The sequence below is a fragment of the Staphylococcus sp. LCT-H4 genome (assembly GCF_001866145.1).
In the GTDB taxonomy this organism is placed as follows: Bacteria; Bacillota; Bacilli; order Staphylococcales; family Staphylococcaceae; genus Staphylococcus; species Staphylococcus succinus.
In genome coordinates, this window is sequence record NZ_MODY01000001.1 from 617501 (window position 1) to 637585 (window position 20085).

At 32.9% G+C, this 20085-nt stretch carries 19 protein-coding genes; 5 read left to right on the forward strand and 14 right to left on the reverse strand.

Going from position 1 to position 20085, the window contains the following annotated elements:
- The 7 genes from BK821_RS02875 to BK821_RS02905 form a co-directional block, all read right to left on the reverse strand.
- Positions 1–1422: a sensor histidine kinase gene (locus tag BK821_RS02875; RefSeq protein WP_071331138.1), complete on the reverse strand. Its 1422-nt coding sequence runs from the start codon at positions 1420–1422 to the stop codon at positions 1–3.
- A 170-nt stretch (positions 1423–1592) separates the two neighbouring features.
- Positions 1593–2927 carry a GntT/GntP/DsdX family permease gene (locus tag BK821_RS02880; protein WP_046838017.1) on the reverse strand — a complete coding sequence of 445 codons (1335 nt, stop codon included), beginning with the start codon at positions 2925–2927 and terminating at the stop codon, positions 1593–1595.
- Between the two features lie 52 nt (positions 2928–2979).
- Entirely contained in the window at positions 2980–3705 is a 726-nt protein-coding gene (locus tag BK821_RS02885) for a GntR family transcriptional regulator (RefSeq protein WP_046838016.1), read from the reverse strand.
- A 7-nt stretch (positions 3706–3712) separates the two neighbouring features.
- Positions 3713–4732 (reverse strand): sugar kinase, encoded by a 1020-nt coding sequence (locus tag BK821_RS02890; protein WP_071331139.1) that lies wholly within the window; start codon positions 4730–4732, stop codon positions 3713–3715.
- The gene (gene dagF, locus BK821_RS02895) at positions 4725–5474 is read right to left on the reverse strand and encodes a 2-dehydro-3-deoxy-phosphogluconate aldolase (RefSeq protein ID WP_046838014.1); all 750 of its coding nucleotides are present in this window, start codon (positions 5472–5474) and stop codon (positions 4725–4727) included. The genes BK821_RS02890 and dagF overlap by 8 nt, the downstream gene beginning before the upstream one ends.
- Positions 5475–6581 carry a DgaE family pyridoxal phosphate-dependent ammonia lyase gene (locus BK821_RS02900; protein WP_046838013.1) on the reverse strand — a complete coding sequence of 369 codons (1107 nt, stop codon included), beginning with the start codon at positions 6579–6581 and terminating at the stop codon, positions 5475–5477. It lies immediately after the preceding gene.
- Positions 6559–7659, reverse strand: coding sequence for an amidohydrolase/deacetylase family metallohydrolase (locus BK821_RS02905; protein WP_071331140.1), 1101 nt, complete (start codon positions 7657–7659; stop codon positions 6559–6561). The genes BK821_RS02900 and BK821_RS02905 overlap by 23 nt, the downstream gene beginning before the upstream one ends.
- A 412-nt stretch (positions 7660–8071) precedes the next feature.
- On the opposite strand from BK821_RS02905, the gene trhO reads away from it, so the two are divergent.
- Positions 8072–9025, forward strand: a complete 954-nt coding sequence (trhO, locus tag BK821_RS02910) for an oxygen-dependent tRNA uridine(34) hydroxylase TrhO (protein WP_071331141.1) — start codon at positions 8072–8074, stop codon at positions 9023–9025.
- A gap of 53 nt (positions 9026–9078) precedes the next feature.
- Here the strand turns inward: trhO and BK821_RS02915 are convergent, their stop codons facing one another.
- Complete coding sequence (locus BK821_RS02915) at positions 9079–9918, reverse strand: YitT family protein (RefSeq protein WP_069823683.1); 840 nt, start codon at positions 9916–9918, stop codon at positions 9079–9081.
- A 360-nt stretch (positions 9919–10278) separates the two neighbouring features.
- Between BK821_RS02915 and BK821_RS02920 the strand changes: the two genes are divergently transcribed.
- Positions 10279–11253 carry a quercetin 2,3-dioxygenase gene (locus BK821_RS02920; protein WP_256201612.1) on the forward strand — a complete coding sequence of 325 codons (975 nt, stop codon included), beginning with the start codon at positions 10279–10281 and terminating at the stop codon, positions 11251–11253.
- 187 nt (positions 11254–11440) lie between these two features.
- A complete protein-coding gene (locus BK821_RS02925; protein WP_046838008.1) occupies positions 11441–11866 on the forward strand; it encodes a MaoC family dehydratase in 426 nt (141 codons plus the stop codon).
- Positions 11867–12041: 175 nt separating this feature from the next.
- Here BK821_RS02925 and BK821_RS02930 read toward each other — a convergent pair whose 3' ends face one another.
- Together BK821_RS02930 and BK821_RS02935 are read right to left on the reverse strand one after the other, a co-directional pair.
- Positions 12042–12449: a MerR family transcriptional regulator gene (locus tag BK821_RS02930; protein ID WP_232772333.1), complete on the reverse strand. Its 408-nt coding sequence runs from the start codon at positions 12447–12449 to the stop codon at positions 12042–12044.
- A gap of 168 nt (positions 12450–12617) precedes the next feature.
- Positions 12618–13445 (reverse strand): LysR family transcriptional regulator, encoded by an 828-nt coding sequence (locus BK821_RS02935; protein ID WP_071331143.1) that lies wholly within the window; start codon positions 13443–13445, stop codon positions 12618–12620.
- 123 nt (positions 13446–13568) lie between these two features.
- Between BK821_RS02935 and BK821_RS02940 the strand changes: the two genes are divergently transcribed.
- Entirely contained in the window at positions 13569–14564 is a 996-nt protein-coding gene (locus BK821_RS02940; RefSeq protein ID WP_046838005.1) for a YeiH family protein, read from the forward strand.
- A 132-nt stretch (positions 14565–14696) separates the two neighbouring features.
- Here BK821_RS02940 and BK821_RS02945 read toward each other — a convergent pair whose 3' ends face one another.
- From BK821_RS02945 to fadH, 4 genes are all read right to left on the reverse strand, one after another.
- Positions 14697–15383 (reverse strand): transglycosylase family protein, encoded by a 687-nt coding sequence (locus BK821_RS02945; protein ID WP_071331144.1) that lies wholly within the window; start codon positions 15381–15383, stop codon positions 14697–14699.
- Positions 15384–15774: 391 nt separating this feature from the next.
- On the reverse strand, positions 15775–16284 hold the full coding sequence (locus tag BK821_RS02950) for a YfiT family bacillithiol transferase (RefSeq protein WP_046838003.1): 510 nt from the start codon (positions 16282–16284) through the stop codon (positions 15775–15777).
- 253 nt (positions 16285–16537) lie between these two features.
- Positions 16538–17245, reverse strand: a complete 708-nt coding sequence (locus tag BK821_RS02955) for a transglycosylase family protein (RefSeq protein WP_071331145.1) — start codon at positions 17243–17245, stop codon at positions 16538–16540.
- A gap of 343 nt (positions 17246–17588) precedes the next feature.
- The gene (gene fadH, locus BK821_RS02960) at positions 17589–18353 is read right to left on the reverse strand and encodes a 2,4-dienoyl-CoA reductase (protein WP_046837590.1); all 765 of its coding nucleotides are present in this window, start codon (positions 18351–18353) and stop codon (positions 17589–17591) included.
- 392 nt (positions 18354–18745) lie between these two features.
- On the opposite strand from fadH, the gene BK821_RS02965 reads away from it, so the two are divergent.
- Entirely contained in the window at positions 18746–20035 is a 1290-nt protein-coding gene (locus BK821_RS02965) for a condensation domain-containing protein (protein ID WP_071331146.1), read from the forward strand.
- The last annotated feature ends 50 nt before the right edge of the window (positions 20036–20085 follow it).

Consider the following 20085-nt stretch of genomic DNA (forward strand, 5'->3'; position numbering starts at 1 on the left):
TCAGATACGCTCCTTATAATGAAATGTAATTTGTCCTAAAGTACCTATTGAATTCCTCACGATATCAAAAGATCCATCTAAATCATTTTCTGTAATTGTATTAACAATATTCAAACCAAATGATTCTTGAAATTTCGACTCTGCTTCTCCATCGTCTTGAATTGATAAATTTAGCGTCTTTGAATTACTTTCATAAGTTAAAGCTACACATATTCTCCCCACGCTCTGCTGGTTAAATGCGTGTTTCACGCAATTAGTAATCAATTCATTTGCGATTAGAGCTAACGACACTGCCACATTAGAAGGTAAAAATATGGAATCACTCAAGTTGTAAGTCATATGTATCGTTGTATCAGTAGTTGATTCATTATAAACGAGCATGTTCCCTATTTTCTTTATTAATTTTCCTATATTAACTCTATCTGTATAAGATTCGTCTAGTATCACTTCATATACAGAAGCAATACTTAATGTACGATTCAGACTTTCTTGAAAATATGGTTTACTATCGTCTGGTAAGCCTCGTCGCATTTGTAATCTTAATAAACTCGCTACAGTTTGTAAGTTATTTTTAACACGATGATGTACTTCTCTAATGGCTACAGATTTGGAAATCAATTCTTTTTCTTTTTCTTTTAAATCTGTAATATCTTTTAACATAATAAGATGACCTGTCACACAGTTATGTTCAAAAAGCCTAATACATTTAACTTGGAAGTAGTATTGTTCCATTTCGCGTTCTTCTATAGTAATAATTTGGCCGTCCGTTAACATATCTTCAATGCTTGGAAATAAGTCTATAAACGACTTTCCAGTTTCACAAGTCACATTTAACAAATCTTGTACAAGCTCTTCAGCGGTCAGATTAAAATATCTTATATTCAAATCCCGATCAATGTTGAACAAACTCTCTTCTATCATGTCTGGAAAAAATATTTGGCTTTCATTGGATTGGGAAACAATACGACTTAATGTGTCAGTAGCATGCGTGAGTGCCTTCATCTTATCTTCTTCCAAAACTTTATTACTCACATCTTTTTCCATAATTAATGCACCAATAGTGTGATTGTTTAAGGTCACAGGCGTTACATTTTGTTCTACGACTTTCCCTTCTTGGGATACTGCTCTGTGCTGGTGTTCTGATTGACCTGTCTTTAATGTTCGAAAGACAGCTGGTTCAAATTTTTCATAGACATTTTGTTCTAAGACAGAATTTTGATACAGTGTTTTCACGTGCTTAGGTGCCGCTTCTGCTACAACGATAATTTGATTAAATCCAACTGTAGGACAATCTATAAATACATCAGCATTATTCAAATCTGCAATTTCTTGTAAATGATTCGCAAGTTGCTCTATTTTTAAAATTTCTAATTCCGTTAAACTTGTATGCTTCTTACATATTTTTCTCGTCTTATTAATCATGCATCATTCCAAACAATATAATGTTGTGAATTTTTAGAAAATTTTATTCTTAACCTATTATGAAATTTTGCTTAAAAAAAGTCAACGAGAAACCAAATAAAAGGAGATATGCCGATACATATCTCCTAAGTGAAACTTTTATATTTTTTTAATATTTTATATATGCTGCACTACACCAAGGCATCAATAATAAATGCAAAAGTAAATGCGATTACAGCTAATAATGTTTCCATTACCGTCCATGTTTTAAAGGTTTCTATGACATTTAACCCTAAGTATTCTTTGACCATCCAAAATCCAGCATCATTTACATGTGATAACATCAGCGAACCTGCACCAGTAGCAATAACGAGTAATTCTAAATTTACGCCAGACATATGTTGAATAATTGGCGATACAATACCCGCTGCTGTTGTTAATGCTACAGTAGCAGAACCTGTAGCCACACGTATTAATCCAGCTACTAAAAAAGCTAATAATAAGGGTGAAAGCGAAAGATGTTCTGTCATTTGTGCAATCGTGTTACCTACGCCAGTTTCAATTAAAATTTGTTTAAAACCGCCACCAGCACCTATAATTAATATAATAGAGCCCACTGGTATAATACATTCCTCAACTAAATCTTTAATTACATTTTTAGTCATCCCTTGCTTGAATCCTAATAAATAAAAAGCAACAAAACATGAAATTAATAAAGCTATGACTGGACTACCTATAAATAATAACGCATTTTTTAGTATGGTTGGTATCTCACCTAAGTAGGGTGTAACGATAGATAACAACATCAATAATACAGGTAGTACAATAACTAGAAATGATACTGGTACGCTTGGAAATCCATTGGTTTTATTACTAACTTTAATAATATTTGGCGGATTTTCTGGAATGAGTCGTTTACTTATAAACTTCCCAAAGACTGGACCAGCTAATATGGCAGTCGGTAAGGCTATGATTAATGAGTATAATAATACTTTTCCTAAATTAGCATCATAAATACCAATAGCTGTCATCGCGCCAGGATGTGGTGGCACAATACCATGTACAATAGATAATCCAGCTAATAAGGGAATCGCTATAAGTAATATATTTGTTTTCGTCGTTTTATGAATAGAAATTACAAGTGGTAATAAAATAACGATACCAACTTCGAAAAATACAGGAATACCAATTATAAAACCTGATAACATCATCGCCCAAGGTAATTTTTTATAACCTAAAGACTTAATAAGATAATCAGATATTTGCATGCCTGCCCCTGAATCAGACATTAATTTTCCTAGTATCGTTCCTAAAGCTAAAATGCCAACTAAATGACCTAATACATCGCCGACACCTGTCTCGTATGCAGTCACTATCTTTTCTGGTGATAAACCAGCCATAATTGCTAAAAATAATCCAGCAACAGTTAAACTAATAAATGCATGCCATTTCCACCATGCAACTCCTAATATGACAATAACAATTGAAAGTAGCGTAATAATTAATAAATAAATATTAGTATCCATCCCTTTTCCCCCAATAATGCTAGCGCTACCAACAAGTTACAAAAGTTTTACATTAGTCTTTTAAACTAATACTATATTTTTTAAATTTACTATTATAATAACCGATACTATATTCAACAATATCACCTTGCGTTGAATAAGATTCTCTTTCTCTAATTAATACTGGTTCTGATGAGTCAAGATTTAATTCTGTTGTCGCTTGCTCATCAAACCCTACAGAGAAATGATCTTCTATTGCTTCAATTTCTATCCCATCTTCTTCTAGAATTTTATACACAGATAAATCATTATTTTGTTTGAGCTCCGCAGACTCATTTAAACGATTGATCGAATACGGTAAATAATGATTAAATAGAATATAGGGCGTATCATTTAATAGATAGACTCTTGTAATCTTATAGGATTTCACACCAAACATTTGAAATAGTTTACTTTCTTTTTCGTGTGTAACTACCGTAATATCTTTAATAATCTTCTGAATTTTATTCCCTTGCTCTACGAGTTTTTCTGTAAAGTTTTTATTGTGTGTAACACTATTTTGTACTTTGTGATTGATAACCGTCGTTCCTTTGCCGCTTTTTTTCTCTAAATAACCTAAAGCTACTAACTCTTTGATGGCGGCTCTCACTGTTACTTTACTTACATTGAATTCTTTTTCAAATTCAATTTCAGTAGGGATAAGATTACCTACAGTATATATACCGTGAATAATTCTATCTTCAATAATTTGCTTTATTTGTAAATATAACGGGCCTTTATCTGATGATAATTTAGTCATAAATCAATTACCTCTCTATATCATTTTTTTCCTCATTTATGATTTTAATTATATCATCAGTATCAAACAATGGTGTATCTCCCGAAATAGTATGTGCAAGAATACATGATGCAGCTGAAAAGTTAACTGTATCTTGGTGATTCATGTTGGAAAGTGTGCCATGAATGACGCCACAAGTGTATGCATCGCCTGTACCAATTCTATCTAAAATGTCTACATTAAATGATTTCGAATAGTACATCTCATTCCCACTATATAAGTAACCTTTAATGACATTATGATTGCTACCACGAATCGTACGTATTGTTCCAGCAATTGTATTAATATTATATTTATCAGCCACTACAGGTAACAATGACTCTAGTTGTCCCTCTCGAGTTAGTTCAGTTGTTTGTAAACCCAGCGTGAGCATAGCGTCTTTTTCACTCATGATAACTATATCCGCTTCTGCTAAAATCTTTTCATAGAATGGTTTAGCATTGATATTTCCATTATCCCCCCATAATGAGGGTCTAAAATTACAATCAAACACAATTTTTATTCCTTGTGTTTTCGCTAATTTCACTAAACTTAATACGTTTTCTCTGGTAAGTGAATTCATCGCTAAAGTAATACCACAAATATGTAGTACATCGACATTTTCGAGCTTCTGTAAAAGATTGTATTGCGAAATATCAGTCGTGTTAAAACTACTCTGTTGTCTATTGGCATAAGTTACTATACTAGCCCTAGGACCAAATCCTTTTTCTAAAAAATACATTCCTAAATTATCATTATTTTTAATAATAAATTCACTACGAATACCTAGCTTGCGTATCGCACCAATAGCTGCCATCCCAATAGAATTATTCGGTACAGCACTAATCAAACTTGAATCATATCCAAATTGTGCGAGTAAGCCTGTTACATTAACACCTGTGCCAGTAAACGAAAAATTCAAATTCTCAGATTGTCTTAGTAGTAAATGGTTTGGTGCTTCTAAGCGCATCATTATTTCTCCGTATGCTGCAACATGTTTTTTATTCATAATGATCAACTAAGCTTTTTATTTTATGCGTAAGCCATGCCACATCATCGATATTCGTTAATCCAGTATCTTTATCAATAATCGAAGAATAAACATGAGGAATAATTTTAGGCACATTAGATTCTAATGCAATTTGTAAAATTTCTTCAAAATTCTCCTTGGTAATGCCCCCGGTTGGTTCTAATCCAAAACCTGCAGCACCACATGCTTGTGCGACATATTTATACTCTTCAATTGTTTCTAAACCGTTCATTGGGAAAAATTTAATTGAAGCTCCACCCATATCTTTAATTAATTGAATTGCAGCTTCAACAGGTATAATCGCTTTTTCAGAACATGCACTACTAAAAGGCCCAGTTGAAATATTGACATATCCAGTCTTGCCAGAAGGAGATACTAATGCATTCACCCAGGTATCTTCTCCACTATTGGCTGCCGTTTGACCGACACTCGTGAATACTTGGTTAATATGAGATCCTTGGTATGAGCGTGCAATATCTGATACAACTTTCGCTTGTCTATTATCTCCAGCACCTAGTCCTATTGAAATTGCATCATCTACATGCACACCATACGCACGCATCCCGTCCACAGCTTCAGCTACACTTTCATAATCCTTCGATAAAACCCCTATCACTACATTTTTTTCTGCTGCTTGATAAATATCTATAATGTTTTTCTCACCTTTTGCCAATACATTAAGCGAGACTCTATCTTTATAAAATCTGTTTGAAATTTTCATTTATATTTCCCCCTCTATAATTTGAGTCATCGTTTTAAAAATCACTTCAATTTCACCTTGCTTTAATGGTCTAGGGTCAATATCAAAATACCCTTGTTTCACGCCATAATCACGCGTATAGATTGCAATTTCAGCTTGCTTTAATTTTTCTGTAAATACTTCTGCAGTTAGATTCAATATTTTAGGGGCTACATGCACACGTGTTCTATAAATTGCTCTTCCGGCTTCATCTTGTATCATCTCTAAATTCACACCGTCATAATCATTTAGTGGCTCTAGTTTTTTTAACTCATTTCTTTCATATTGTGAGTTATCCTTTTTCTCAAAATATTCGTCTAAAGCTTGCAGCAGACCAAAGGTTGACTCCTTGCCTACTTTCATACTTCTTCCAATAAAGTTTAATTGTACTTTTACTGATTCAATGAGTAATCTTTTTCCAGCTACAATACCAGTCGTAGGACCTTGAATTGCTTTTGATCCACTGTATATCGCTAAATCTGAATATTTTACATATTTTTCCAAGTCTTCTTCCGCAGCTGCATCTACAATTAATGGGATATGATATTCTTGCGCTATTGCATAAATGTCTTCTACAGATGCCATATTTTTTTGAACTGCGTGGTGTGATTTGACATATAAAATGGCAGCAGTATTATTATTAATAGCCTCTTGTACGTGAGTGGCATTCCCTTCATTGGCATAACCAACTTCAACTACTGAGCCTCCACCTAAATAAATCATAGTCTCTATCGGGGCACCATATTGTACATTGTGTCCCTTAAATATAATTATTTCTTTTTTATCTATGTGGTCATTGTGCAAGCGCTGACTCATACGTTTATTTCCGCCTGTAATTACTCCAGCAACTGATAACGCGATACCACTAGAGGCTGAGTTCACAACTACTGCATCTTCAGCATTTATTTTTTCTGCAATATAGCGCCCTGATTTATTAACTAAGTCTGAAATTTCAACATAATTTTGACCGCCAAATTTCATTGCATTCATTACAGTATCAGTTGGTGATGAAACGCCGAGGATACTCATTCTGCCGCTCGCATTAATTACTTGTTTTAACCCATATTTAGAGTTTAATGAATCTACCATTTGAAACCACGCCTCTTTCTTTAATTATTTTAGAACTATTCATGATTTGATTATCTGAATCTATCAGTTTTTGGTTGTTGTCCGACACATCAAATATCGTTAAATTAGCTTTAATACCTTCTTTCAATTCTGCTAGTTCAGGTCTATCGATTATTTTTGCTGGCATAGTAGTTACTGCACTAATAATATCTTCTAACGTATAACCCAAACATAAAAACTTAGTTAATACGTTAGCTAAACTAAACACTGGCCCTTCGACCCTATTTTTTTTATAAATATCAGTACTAATCGTATTGAATTTTACATGCGCCTTTCGAGCTTGTTGAGCCACTTTAAATGAAAAACTCGCATTACCATGCCCGACGTCTAAATAAACACCTCTATCAACTGCGTCTTTCAATACAGTCAACGGTTCGCCGTTTTCATCAAACAAATTATTCTCCTTACCATTTAAATAATGTGTAATGATATCCCCTTTTCTAAGCAATGGAATAACATCTTCAATTTTTGGCGGCGCCGAGCCAATATGTGTCATGATAGGCAAGCTTATTTCATTACTAATCTCTATCGCTTTTTCTAATGGGATAACGCCATTCCCTTTAACAACACTGCTACTGATACGTGTTTTTAATCCAATAATCATATCCTCGTATAACTTACAAGCTGCTATGCATTGATGTTGATTAATCCAATCTAAGTTGGATAGTTCATCAATTCTTTCAAGGCCAATATTAGATATATTTATAAATGCTAAAACATTCGTTTGACTCTGTTGCGCTCTTTGATATAACTCATTTATTCTATTTGCTCCACAGCTACCAGCATCCACTATTGTGGTCACACCTTGTTTTACTCCTATAGCGTCTATTTCATCACCATATGGGCTAAAATCAGAGAACGCATGAACGTGCATATCAATCCACCCAGTTGACACAAACGAATCAGAGCCATCAAATAAAATGTTCCCTTCTAATGTATCGCCCTCGCTTATTTTCTTGATGATACCCTTTTCAAGTAAAATATCTATCCGTTTTCCTTCTATAGTTGCAATATTTTTGATAAGTCCTGTACTTTCCACAATGTCTCACCTCTCGAAAAAGATTATAACATTATAATGTTTGTAAACGCAATCATTATAATGTTTATTCTTATATCATGAAAGGTTAAACCAATATGCCTTTGATATCTTACTTAATGTATCATTAACAATTAAAATTCATATATTTTTGTTGGTTATCTTTGCCGTTATTTGCTATTTTCATTCAATTCAAAAATTACTTCTTTTATCGGAATTTTTGAATTGAATAATATACCTTTTTTGTTACAATATAGTGAGGAGAATTTTGTTCTTTTATTCAAAGTGACTTAATCGGTGTGATTAAAACTTTTAAAGTTGAAGATAACAGCTATAGATTATATATAACAACCGTTCAAACTTAAATTTTATATAAACAAATAATGAAAAGACTATACTAGAGGAGAATTGAATTATGGATTATAGAGTATTATTGTATTATAAATATACATCACTTGATGAGCCCGAAACATTTGCTACTGAGCACTTAGATTTTTGTAAATCATTAGATCTTAAAGGTCGTATTTTAGTATCAATAGAAGGAATTAATGGTACTGTATCTGGTACTGTTGAAGCAACTGACCAATATATGGAAGCATTACAATCAGACGAAAGATTTAAAGGAATTACTTTTAAAATTGATGAATCTGAAGGTCATGCATTCAAGAAGATGCACGTGCGTGCGCGTGAGGAAATTGTTGCTTTAGACTTAGAAGATGACGTTAATCCTAGAGAATTAACAGGAGCATACTTATCTCCAAAAGAATTTAAAGAAGCATTACAATCAGATGATACTGTAGTCATCGATGCGCGTAATGACTATGAATATGACTTAGGTCATTTCCGTGGTGCTGTTCGTCCAAATATTACTAGATTTAGAGACTTACCTGACTGGATTAAAGAAAACAAAGAACAATTTATGGACAAGAAAATTGTCACTTATTGTACTGGCGGTATTCGTTGTGAAAAATTCTCTGGCTTCTTATTAAAAGAAGGCTTTGAAGATGTTAGCCAACTTGAAGGTGGTATCGCTACTTATGGTAAAGACCCTGAAACTCAAGGCGAATTATGGGACGGTAAAATGTACGTCTTCGATGAACGTATTAGTGTAGAAATCAACCAAGTAGATAAAAATGTTGTAGGCAAAGAATGGTTCGATGGTACACCTTGCGAGCGTTATATCAACTGTAGTAACCCTGAATGTAATCGTCAAATTCTAGTTTCAGAAGAAAACGAAGCACGTTATTTAGGTGCTTGCTCACATGATTGTGCTGCACAAGAAAGCAATCGTTATGTAAAAACGCATAACATCAGTGATGAAGAAAAAACACAACGCTTAGAAAACTTTAAAGACCTTGTACATCAATAGTATTAAAAATCCTGCCATGCTTTAGCCATGGCAGGATTTTTAATACTATTTAATTATTGTAGATTCATAAAGCCATTACCCAACACATCTCTCACATCATGAATAACAAGAAATGCATGTTCATCGTGTGAATTTACGATTTTCTTTATATGCGAAAGTTGGTTTTGAGGCACGACCACATACAGTACTTGTCTCTCTTTTTGCCCAAAACCGCCTACGCCATTTAATAATGTTGATCCACGACCCGTCTCCCGATTAATTTGATTACTAATCTTCGTATTAGCTTCAGAAATAATGGTAATTGCCTTTTTAGGGTTAAACCCTTCGATGACAAATGACATACTTTTTTCCACAATGAATAACATTACGATGGTATACAACACTTTTTCTATAGGTAAGACAATTAAGAATGATAATACAATCAATGAGTCCAAGACAAACAACGCTTGGGAAGTCTTAATTTCAGAATACTTATTGATAATCTTCGCAATAACAGATGTTCCCCCAAGTGTACTGCGTGCTGCGATAACTAGTCCTGAACCTATCCCTATTAATACACCAGAAAAGACAGTATTTATAAAATCAGATTCTATGTGTAAATTAAATGGTTCTGTGATACCAATAAAAAAAGAACTTGAAATAACTGTAATTAAAGTATAAATCGCTGTCGTTTTACTTAAATATTTCCAACCGACAACAATCAGAATCAAATTTATAATCAGTGAAGTGAGTGCTGGTGATAACCCAAGTGTATATTTTAAGTTTAATGAAACACCGACAGTACCGCCCTCACCTAAATTAGAAGCAATGATAAATGCATTGATTCCAATAGCAATGATAAAAGTCCCTAAAATACAATAGCATATATTTTTAAAATGAATTCTATATAACATATTGCTCCCTCTCTTTCTCAGGCTATTTTTTAAATCAAAACCCGTTTTCCAATCATTTAACAACGTATCTATAAACATAAAAAAGAAACTCTCTAGTTCGCTACTAAAAAGTTTTAAACATATTTTTATGACATTCGTTATAATCACACAAGCTACTATACTAGTACATAATCCCCTTCATTTCAAATAGATAAACTAAACAAATTTGAGAAATAATGTAAACTTTCAACTAGCAGCGTTTATATTGTTCTTAAAATTGTCACTTATGAAAGAGTTATAATTTATATAAAATAAAAGGATGGTGTTAATTTATATACGTTCACTTTACTTATAATATAGAAGAAAATGAGGAGATTCAATTTGGATATATTAAGAAATGAGTTACCTACTACAAAGATACCTTATATTATCGAAAATGGTTCTGGCGAACATTTTATATGGAATAGACAAGTATTCACCTTTTTATCAACAAACAAAAGTACAGGAAATATGTTTGAAGTTGTCACTATTACAGGTGAAAAAAATGAATGTTTTCCTGCGCATCTACATGAAAAAATGTATGAGTCCATATTAGTAACGGAAGGTGTACTTGATATTCATTTAGAAAACAAAACATTAACATTAAACAGAGGTGATTATGTACTTATCCCACCTGGTTTAAGTCATGGCTATAGTATGCAAGCCCACCGTACAAAAATACTAACTTATACGATTGACGGCAACATAACGGAGATGTATCAATTTATAGGTCAACAGTATAGTCATTCCAAACACCCTGCTTATATTAGTCGGGCTGAAACTTTAGCGAAATTAGACTTAGAAACTCAATTTGATATAAAATTTACTGATAAAAATTCCACTGATTCTAAAATTTTATATTGGCCTTCAGGCGAGGGAGACAATGTCTTAACAGGTGATCAGTTACATTCATTAATAACAACTCAAAAAGACACAGAAGACAACTATATTGTCGTGTCTACAGAAGGACCAATTGGAGATGCGATTGTATCTCATTATCATGAAAAACATACAGAAACGTTTTACTGCTTTGATGGCAAAGTCACAATGTGGGTAGGAGAACAAAGTCAGGAAATTGTTTTATATCCTGGTGATTTTTTACATGCACCAGCAGGGACAATACACTCTTATCGTTTCGATGCACACTATAGTAAAATGATTGGTTTATTAGTACCTGGATTATTTGAACCTTTCTTCCGAACATTAGGTGAACCCTATGATTTCACGACGTTCCCTAATGAACCCCAACCTTTAAACTTTGAAAAGGTCATCGCAAATATTGATACATTAGACCTTAAATTTGTATCACACGACTAACATTTTCCAATGTCATATTATTTATTGAGAATCTTGCGTAAAGCCTAGCAGTTTAATGGATAGCTTTTATTATAAATGATATGATTATTAGTGCTATAAAGCTTGTTCTCTTTCCTATCTACTTCTTATGTAGTGCGAAAATATTTATAGTATAATTTTTTAAATATTAACAAGTGAGGTACTTATTATGAAATTTGATGAATTCTCAATTGGAGATACATTTACAACCAACGATTATAAAGTGACAGATAAAGATATTCATGAATTTGCCAGCGAATTTGATCCACAATATATACATATAGATAAAGAAAAAGCTGAGCAAGGTCGCTTTAAAGGGATTATTGCTTCTGGTATACATACCCTTTCACTTTCTTTTAAATTATGGGTTGAAACCAAAAAATATGGTGAAGACATCATTGCTGGAACACAAATGAATAATATTAAATTTATTAAACCCGTCTTTCCCAATGATTCTTTACATGTTGTTATTAAAGTCATAGATAAACATTCTATCAAACCAGACAGTGGTCTATTAACTGTGCGTTTATCGACATTTAATCAAGACGATGATATTGTCTTTAAAGGTGAATTAACCGCGCTTATAGCTAAATAAAACCAACATAATAATATGTTGGTTTAGCACACAGACAAGTCAAATGCTAAAATGCATTTGGCTTTTTTTAATATTAATTTGTTATCTAATATAATTTTACTACCTAGATTTCAGGTGATTTCTATTTAAAATATTCTTGTATCTATTTTAAATACTATGATACGCGATGTATCAATCATTGTCTAAGCGCTTCTTCCCTTGGCTTTAAAACTGTTTCATAATTATCTATCTTTTTATTGAGAAGCTCTAAAGTATCATTCATTTGTTGTATTGTATTTAATACCGTTTCTCTTTGCTCTGATAATATGGCCAGTCGCTCCGCTTGAGTATCTTCACCTTGCTGAAAGAGCTCTAAGTAATGTGCCAATGCCTCGATTGAAAGTCCAGACTGTCTCATACATTTCGCTAAATTAATCCAATTCAAATCATCTTCAGTATAATTTCTGACACCACCATTTGTTCTAGAAATTTGTGGAATGATGCCAATTTTTTCATAATAACGAAGTGTATCTATACTTATTTCCATTTTTTTACTTACTTCTGATATAAGCAAATTCTCACTTCCTTTATCTCGTTTTATCATACACCCTCGAGTTCAGACCGAGTCAACAGTAATGCATTTTAATTTTATTTGCCCTATATTGATTCCCTATATTTAAAATTCCAAATCCGTTTTCTTTGTATAGCTGATTTATAGTTCTTATCAATTTATAGTAATAACTAGCAATCTCTCCTATCGTTGACTCTAGAGTTAATAATCCTTCTTCAAATTTTCAATTAAAATTTTTAAATTTGTATCTATATATTTATTTTTATGTGTCAGTAAATAAAAATAACGTTCTATGTTTAATGGTTGAACATCTAACTTTTCAAAATCGTATGGTGTAAGCGTTGTTTTTGAAACAATAGCGAACCCATTCCCTGAATGAACCATATGCTTAATTAAACTCGTATTATTAATTTCTACTAAGTTCGGATGTAATTGTAACTGTGATAAGCCAATTTCTTGATAGACACGCGTACCGGAACCTCTTTCACGAATAAAACACGTATCTGTAAGCACTGATTTTGTTTTTTTATGAATTAACACCATTTCATCTTTCGCAATACGTGTACTGTGTATCATATGATCATGAATTTCTTTTTCAATAATCCCTAAATCAATAATGTTGTTTTTAATATTTTGTATCATTGATTCTGAATTATCTAAGTGTACATGGATGTATAGTTCGGGATATCTCTCTGCTAAATCTGTAAGGTGTTGAGATAATCGATATTCTCCATAGGTGAAACTACTTCCTATTGTAATCTCGCCTGAAATTGTATTTGGCTTCATTTTTAAATCATGCCATAGTGCTTCTTCTAAATGTGCACGTTGCAATGCATATTGAAATAACTTTTTACCATCATTTGTTAATGTTAATTGTGCATGTTTAAACTCGAATATTTTTACATCATATTGTGTTTCAAGTCGTTTAATATCTCGACTGATAGATGGTTGAGATGTGTATAAATTCTCAGCAGCTTTAGTGAAACTTTGCGCCTTTACTACTTCAGTTAACACTTTAAATGGATCCACAAGTCATACCTCCTCATTATTATCTCTCATATTATAACAATTTTGTTATGGGTTACATACCAAATATTTATTTCTCGTTATAGAAATATGGTGCTAGACTTTCAATATAAGGAGGAGATAACCGTGATAACTTTTAAAAATAAATCATTCGTCATTGGCCTATTATTTACATTTATGATTGCGATCATTAGTTTATTAGTTACAAAGTTACCAATATTAGATAAAGTTGGCGCCTTATCTATAGCAATATTAATTGCGATTATATATAGACATTTTAAAGGTTATCCAGAAAAGTACCGTCAGGGTATTACTTTCTCTTCTAAACGATTATTGAAATTCGCTATTATTTTATACGGTCTAAAATTAAATATTTATGATGTTATTGGCCAAGGTAGCGGCTTACTATTTATAGATATTGGCGTCATCATTTTGACCATTGCATTTATATTTGTAATTAACATATTTTTAAAAGGTGACAAACACTTAGTGTTACTTTTAGGTATAGGTACTGCTGTGTGCGGTGCTGCTGCCGTTGCAGCTGTTTCGCCTATCTTGAAATCTCGTGAAAAAGATTCCGCAATAAGTATTGGTATTATTGCTCTAATTGGCACTGTATTTTCACTGGCTTATACACTGATATATTCTATTTTTACAATTTCCCCACAAGTTTACGGTATATGGTCAGGTATTAGCTTACATGAAATAGCCCACGTTATTCTTGCCGCAGACTACTCAGGTCAAACAGCATTAGAGCTCGGTTTATTAGGCAAACTTGGTCGTGTGTTCTTATTAATACCATTAAGTATTATTTTGATTATTGTAATGAATTTAAAATCAAAAACGTCTACAAGACCACAACGAATTGATATCCCCTATTTCTTAATAGGATTTGTGGTAATGGCTTTTATTCATACTTATGTTGATATACCCGCAGTATTGATGCAAGTAATCAATATCATCACTACGCTGAGCTTACTTATGGCTATGGTAGCTTTAGGCTTAAATGTATCATTTAAAGATTTAAAAAATCGTGCGTTCAAACCATTAGTCGCTGTCATTATTACATCTATATGCTTATCAATAGCAACATTTTTATTTATCAATGTTATTTATGGGTAGTAAAAAATTGAGTAAACGAATCCAAAGTGATATATATTTATTTAACTAAGTTAACACAAAAAACCCCCTATCTCTAAAATAGAAATAGGGGTATCTTATGTCTTTTATATTAAGTAAATACTGCTTTTTAAATTATGCAGTAACCCATTGTGATGCACCAGCTGAGTTGTATAAATCTACTGCTGCTTGGTCTTGTACTGATTCTGGTGCTTCAGTTGGTGATACACCTTTATATTCTGCAGGTGCTACTGAATCCCATGTACTTTGTAAGAATTGGTATTTACCTGCTGCACCTGATGAAGGGTTTACAGCTTTAAGATCGCCACCTGATTCACGTTGAGCGATTTGTTGTAAATGAGCGTTAACATTTACTGATGAACCTTCTGAAGCTTGACTTGATTGAGTTGTAGTCGCTTCTTGTTGTGGTTGTTGTGTTTCTGCTGTTTGTGGTGCCGCTTCTTGTTGTGGTGCCGCTTCTTGTTGTGGTGCCGCTTCTTGTTGTGGTTGTTCTGTTTGTTGAGCTTGTTCACTGTTATCTGTAGATTGTTCTACTGAACCATTAGCATCTCCACCAAAGCCCCAGCTAAAGTTTTGACCGTCTGATTCAAAGTGATAATTAACACCATCTACATTAAAGTTATAGTTATATGCACCTTCTTGAATAGGTGATGCATTTAATTGGCTTGAATTTGTTTGTGCTTGTTGCGCTAATTGTGCCTCATTAATCCCTGTTTCTGAAGCATCCGCTGAATTTCCTGCTGCTCCTGCTGTTACCCCAAGTCCTACTGCTAACGTTGATACGATTACTGCTTTTTTCATTATTAAAAAGTCCTCCCAAATAAGATAATTAGTCGTTCGATTAATTTGCTAGATTTACTATAACACCTAAAAATGAGTTGTAGGTTACAGGCAGGTGAAAAAAACAAGTCTTTCTTTACATCCTAATGACAAGAAAAATAATGCTTTTCTTGGCAAAAAGCGATTCAAATACTTTCATGTAAGCTTTAATTACATAAATTACGTTGTATTCCACTGTAACACAAGTGTAACAAGTTACGAAAAATCCGTATTTATACTTTTTTAAATAGATATTTCATTTTTTAAAAACATTTGATGCAAACTATTTTTTGAATATGTATTTTACAAGTAATTATTATTGTTTTACAACAAAGTAAGCCGCCTAAAACGCTTTATCTTAGGCAGCTTACTTTTATTTTGATAATGCTATTTTAATATGTGCTAGATGGTGTGCTTCATGCCAAGCTAATTTGGCTATTTTTTTAGCAACTGAAATTTCACCACTACCCTCAAGCGTAAATATTCGATGTAAATCTGATTCATTCAAACTATTTCCTAACGCTACAATTCGATTATTTAAACCTTCTAACAATTTAATCGAACTTTCTACAGGCAAGGCAGTGTCAGGTTGAATTGCCCACTTTTCTTGATCAAACGTAGTTATTGTCGGATTATTCTCCGTTAAAGCTAGCTTTAAACGCTGATACATATTTAATTGCGAATCTGCAATATGGTGTACAAGTTGACGAACTGTCCAGCTACCTTCACGATATGTTTTAGTCAAGTCTACATCATTCAAGGTATCTACTGTCTCTCTTAATTGGTCAGTATATGTATTTATTTCTCCTAACCAATATTGAACATTGTCTAAAGTTACTACCTCTGGAACTTCTAAAGGTCCAATAGGGAATTTCACATCCATTTCAATCACCTTTTCTCTATAATTAAATATTTAAAAACATATCTATCCTCATTTAATATTCACTTTTTTAGATTTAAATAAACGCTTAACTCTTAATACGTTTATTTATGATAGATTATAGCTACAACATTTAATGCTACTTTATTTCCTCGGAAATCTATACCATAACTTATTTTTTATACGCTATAAAAAACCCGCCTCTATATCGAGGCGGGGATGAAACACTTTATTTTATAATAATTCATTTTTTAGATTATGCAGTAACCCATTGCGATGCACCTGCTGAGTTATATAAATCTACTGCTGCTTGGTCTTGTACTGATTCTGGTGCTTCAGTTGGTGATTGACCTTTATATTCGTCAGGTGCTACTGAATCCCAAGTGCTTTGTAAGAATTGGTATTTACCTGCTGCACCTGATGATGGATTAACTGCTTTAAGATCGCCACCAGATTCACGTTCTGCAATTTGTTTTAAATGAGAGTTAACATTTACTGATGAACCTTCCGAAGCTTCACTTGATTCATTTGATGACTGTGTTGAAGTTGATGCTTGTTGTGGCTGTTCAGTTTGTTCTGTTTGTGGTGCCGCTTCTTGTTGTGGTTGTTGTGCTTGTTCTGTTTGTTGTGGAGCTGATTGTTGTGCTTGTTCCCCTGAAGCTTGTTGTGAACTATTATCTGTAGATTGGTTAGATGAAGTATTTGAACCTTCACCGTAACTCCAGCTAAAGTTTTCACCATCTGATTTGAAGTTATAGTTTACACCATCTTGACTAAAATTATAGTTATATGAACCATCTTGGATAGCTGATTCATTTAATTGGCTTGAATTTGATTGTGCTTGTTGTGCTAATTGTGCTTTATCTACACCTTGTTCTGAAGCGTCTGCTGTATTTCCTGCTGATGCTGCTCCTGTTACTCCTAGACCTACTGCTAACGTTGACGCGATTACTGTTTTTTTCATTATTAAAAAATCCTCCTATAAGGTAATTAGTTTTATGATTAATTTGCTAGATTCACTATAACACCTATAAAACCCTAGCAGGTTACAGTGAGGTGAAAATAACAGCCACTTCATTACACTCAAATGACATGTTATAACTTAATAGCTCAGTCTGTAATAATCAAAAAAACTGCTATGGAGGTCTATAATTCGGTAAACGCACAAAATTATATGTAATTCTTTGTAATAAAGGCACGACAAATCGCACCTTTGTAATATATTAATAGTACCAAAGATGCTTTTTTATAATTAACTTTGCCTATTGCAACTTCTCTTATAGGAAGTAAAGGAAATATCTTTTTATTTAAAATGCATTCTGGTTTAGCCACTGTCCGCCATCCATCGTAATACATTCACCATTAATAAAGTCTGCATCATCAGAAAATAGAAACCGTGCTAGACCTGCTATTTCTTCAGTTCGTCCCATTCTTCCTATTGGTATACTTTCAAGTGTTTGTTGACGGGCTGTTTCTGATAACGTTAGTTTCTGGGCGCCACCAGTGTTTTCAATCGGACCTGGTGCAATAGCATTCACACAAATACCATATTTTGATCCCCATTCCACAGCAAGTGTTCTTGTCATAGCTAATACACCTGCTTTGGCACTCGCTGAATGAACAACACCAGGACCAGCTCTCCACGCATATGTTGCTACCATATTGAGGATACGCCCTTTTTGACCATTTTTAATCCATAGCTTACCCACTGCTTGTGTACAATTCCAAGTGCCATTCAATACAATATCAATTACAGAATTCCATCCATTAATAGATAAATCCTCTGCAGGACAAATAAAATTACCAGCCGCGTTATTAACTAAACCATCAATCTTGCCAAATTTTTTAATCGTTTCTTCTATAGTATACTGCACTCTTTCAGAATCGCGTACGTCCATATCAATGCATAGTACTTGTCCCTCATACTGTTCAATCTCTTTTTTTGTCATCTCTAACCGTTCTAAAGTACGTCCCGTTATTACTACCTTGGCACCTTCTTTCGCAAATCGTTGAGCCATTGCTTTCCCCATACCACTACTACCGCCTGTTACCAAAATCACTTTATCCTTCATTAAGCATTCTCCTTTGAAGCTATATTTAAAAGACGCCACCACAGTAAGCGCTTACAATTAATATTTCTAGTTGTTTACCCTCTTTTCTATAGTCAAATCTAATAATTATAACAACTATGTACGATTTACTTCTTGTCTAAAATGTATAGTTTAAACCTATCCCCTTTAAAATCGCTCTAAATAAATGACGCAACGTGCCACCCACCACCATTCGAACGTAACTACACAAAAAATTAAAATTCTTAATAAAACATTCAATAAACTTTAATAAAATTATTATTTTCTTGTTTTACTCTTTTTATAAAAGGGTATTATAAAAGTGTGTTTATTTTTTTAAGAAAATATAATATACTAAGTAGATTCTTTTAAATGATTTTTACAGGAGGGCTTAAATGTCTTTAGAAGGACTTACTTATGCACAAGAAGAGAACATTATCATGGATTTATTGGTTCCAAACACTAACATCAATAATATTTTAACTTTACTTCACATTGATGGCGACTATACGTACAATGCTATTAATGAAAGTTTAAATCAACTTATTGAAAATTATGACGCTTATAGATTACGTATTGATAATTCTCATCAAATCACAAAACAGTATATAACAGCATTTCAATTTCAAGAATTTCCATTAATTGAATTTAGTGATTATACACACTATGAAAACTATTTAAACGAACAAAGACACAGATGTGTGTTTGATTATAATCAACCACTTTATGACTTTAAAATTATTAAAAACGCAAACAATCAATTTACTATAATGCTACTTCACCATCATTTAATTTCAGATGGTTGGAGCATGGCTATTACAAATCATTTTATAATGAAACAGCTTACCGGCTATGAAACACAAATCAATTATCACAGTTACCTTGAAACAGTAAAAATAGATGAACAATATCAATTGTCACCACGCTTTGAACGTGACCGTGCCTATTGGTTAAATAAATTATCAAACTATGAACAAAGTGCCTTTCCGATTCCGACAGCTGAGACGCCCATCACAGCATCTCGCTCATCACATCAATTAAATAAAGATAGAGCAAGCATGCTTTATAAAATTTGTGATGATTTTTCTATCGGTGTGAGTACATTATTCTCATCTTTACTACATTTATATATGGGATATACGACGAATACAAACAATAATGCTATCAGTTTGTTATTTCATAATAGAAATACTTATCAAGAAAAATCAATTTGTGGTCAATTTGCCAGATTGTTGCCTTTCGTCATAGATATAGACTACAACGCGTCAGTGGGCATATACCTCGAAATGATTCGTCAGGAAAATTTCAGGTTAATGAAACATAAAAGATACCCATTCCTTAAAATTCTTGCTGACAATAAACATGCCAAAGGGTTAAGTTCCTGTTTCGTTTCATATCAAAACCAACAACGTGATAAATCACTAGATAATAAAGGATTCAGTCATGAATGGTTATCCAACAACGCAATGGGTAACACTTTAAAAGTACACCTTCATAACAGAATCAATTCAGATGTATTAGACGTTGATTATGACTTTAAAACAGCTTTTCTCAATGAAACACAAATTGAACGCATGCATGAGAGTTTAATGCATATTTTGGAACAATTTTACGCTAGTTATAACACGCCATTAACAGATTTAGAAATTACACAACCTGACAAAACTACATCTTATTCATATTAAAAGTGTTGCAAAATAAATAAAGCCCTTAAACAAGTTTGAATGTTGTTTAA

Bases quoted from the DNA above. Each gene is read 5' to 3' on its own strand.
- fadH (WP_046837590.1), bottom strand. From the start codon at position 18,353: ATGAAGGATAAAGTGATTTTGGTAACAGGCGGTAGTAGTGGTATGGGG.
- BK821_RS02945 (WP_071331144.1), bottom strand. From the start codon at position 15,383: ATGAAAAAAGCAGTAATCGTATCAACGTTAGCAGTAGGACTTGGGGTA.
- trhO (WP_071331141.1), top strand. From the start codon at position 8,072: ATGGATTATAGAGTATTATTGTATTATAAATATACATCACTTGATGAG.
- BK821_RS02930 (WP_232772333.1), bottom strand. From the start codon at position 12,449: ATGATAAAACGAGATAAAGGAAGTGAGAATTTGCTTATATCAGAAGTA.
- BK821_RS02925 (WP_046838008.1), top strand. From the start codon at position 11,441: ATGAAATTTGATGAATTCTCAATTGGAGATACATTTACAACCAACGAT.
- BK821_RS02875 (WP_071331138.1), bottom strand. From the start codon at position 1,422: ATGATTAATAAGACGAGAAAAATATGTAAGAAGCATACAAGTTTAACG.
- BK821_RS02900 (WP_046838013.1), bottom strand. From the start codon at position 6,581: ATGGTAGATTCATTAAACTCTAAATATGGGTTAAAACAAGTAATTAAT.
- BK821_RS02885 (WP_046838016.1), bottom strand. From the start codon at position 3,705: ATGACTAAATTATCATCAGATAAAGGCCCGTTATATTTACAAATAAAG.
- BK821_RS02955 (WP_071331145.1), bottom strand. From the start codon at position 17,245: ATGAAAAAAACAGTAATCGCGTCAACGTTAGCAGTAGGTCTAGGAGTA.
- BK821_RS02950 (WP_046838003.1), bottom strand. From the start codon at position 16,284: ATGGATGTGAAATTCCCTATTGGACCTTTAGAAGTTCCAGAGGTAGTA.
- dagF (WP_046838014.1), bottom strand. From the start codon at position 5,474: ATGAAAATTTCAAACAGATTTTATAAAGATAGAGTCTCGCTTAATGTA.
- BK821_RS02890 (WP_071331139.1), bottom strand. From the start codon at position 4,732: ATGAATAAAAAACATGTTGCAGCATACGGAGAAATAATGATGCGCTTA.
- BK821_RS02915 (WP_069823683.1), bottom strand. From the start codon at position 9,918: ATGTTATATAGAATTCATTTTAAAAATATATGCTATTGTATTTTAGGG.
- BK821_RS02965 (WP_071331146.1), top strand. From the start codon at position 18,746: ATGTCTTTAGAAGGACTTACTTATGCACAAGAAGAGAACATTATCATG.
- BK821_RS02880 (WP_046838017.1), bottom strand. From the start codon at position 2,927: ATGGATACTAATATTTATTTATTAATTATTACGCTACTTTCAATTGTT.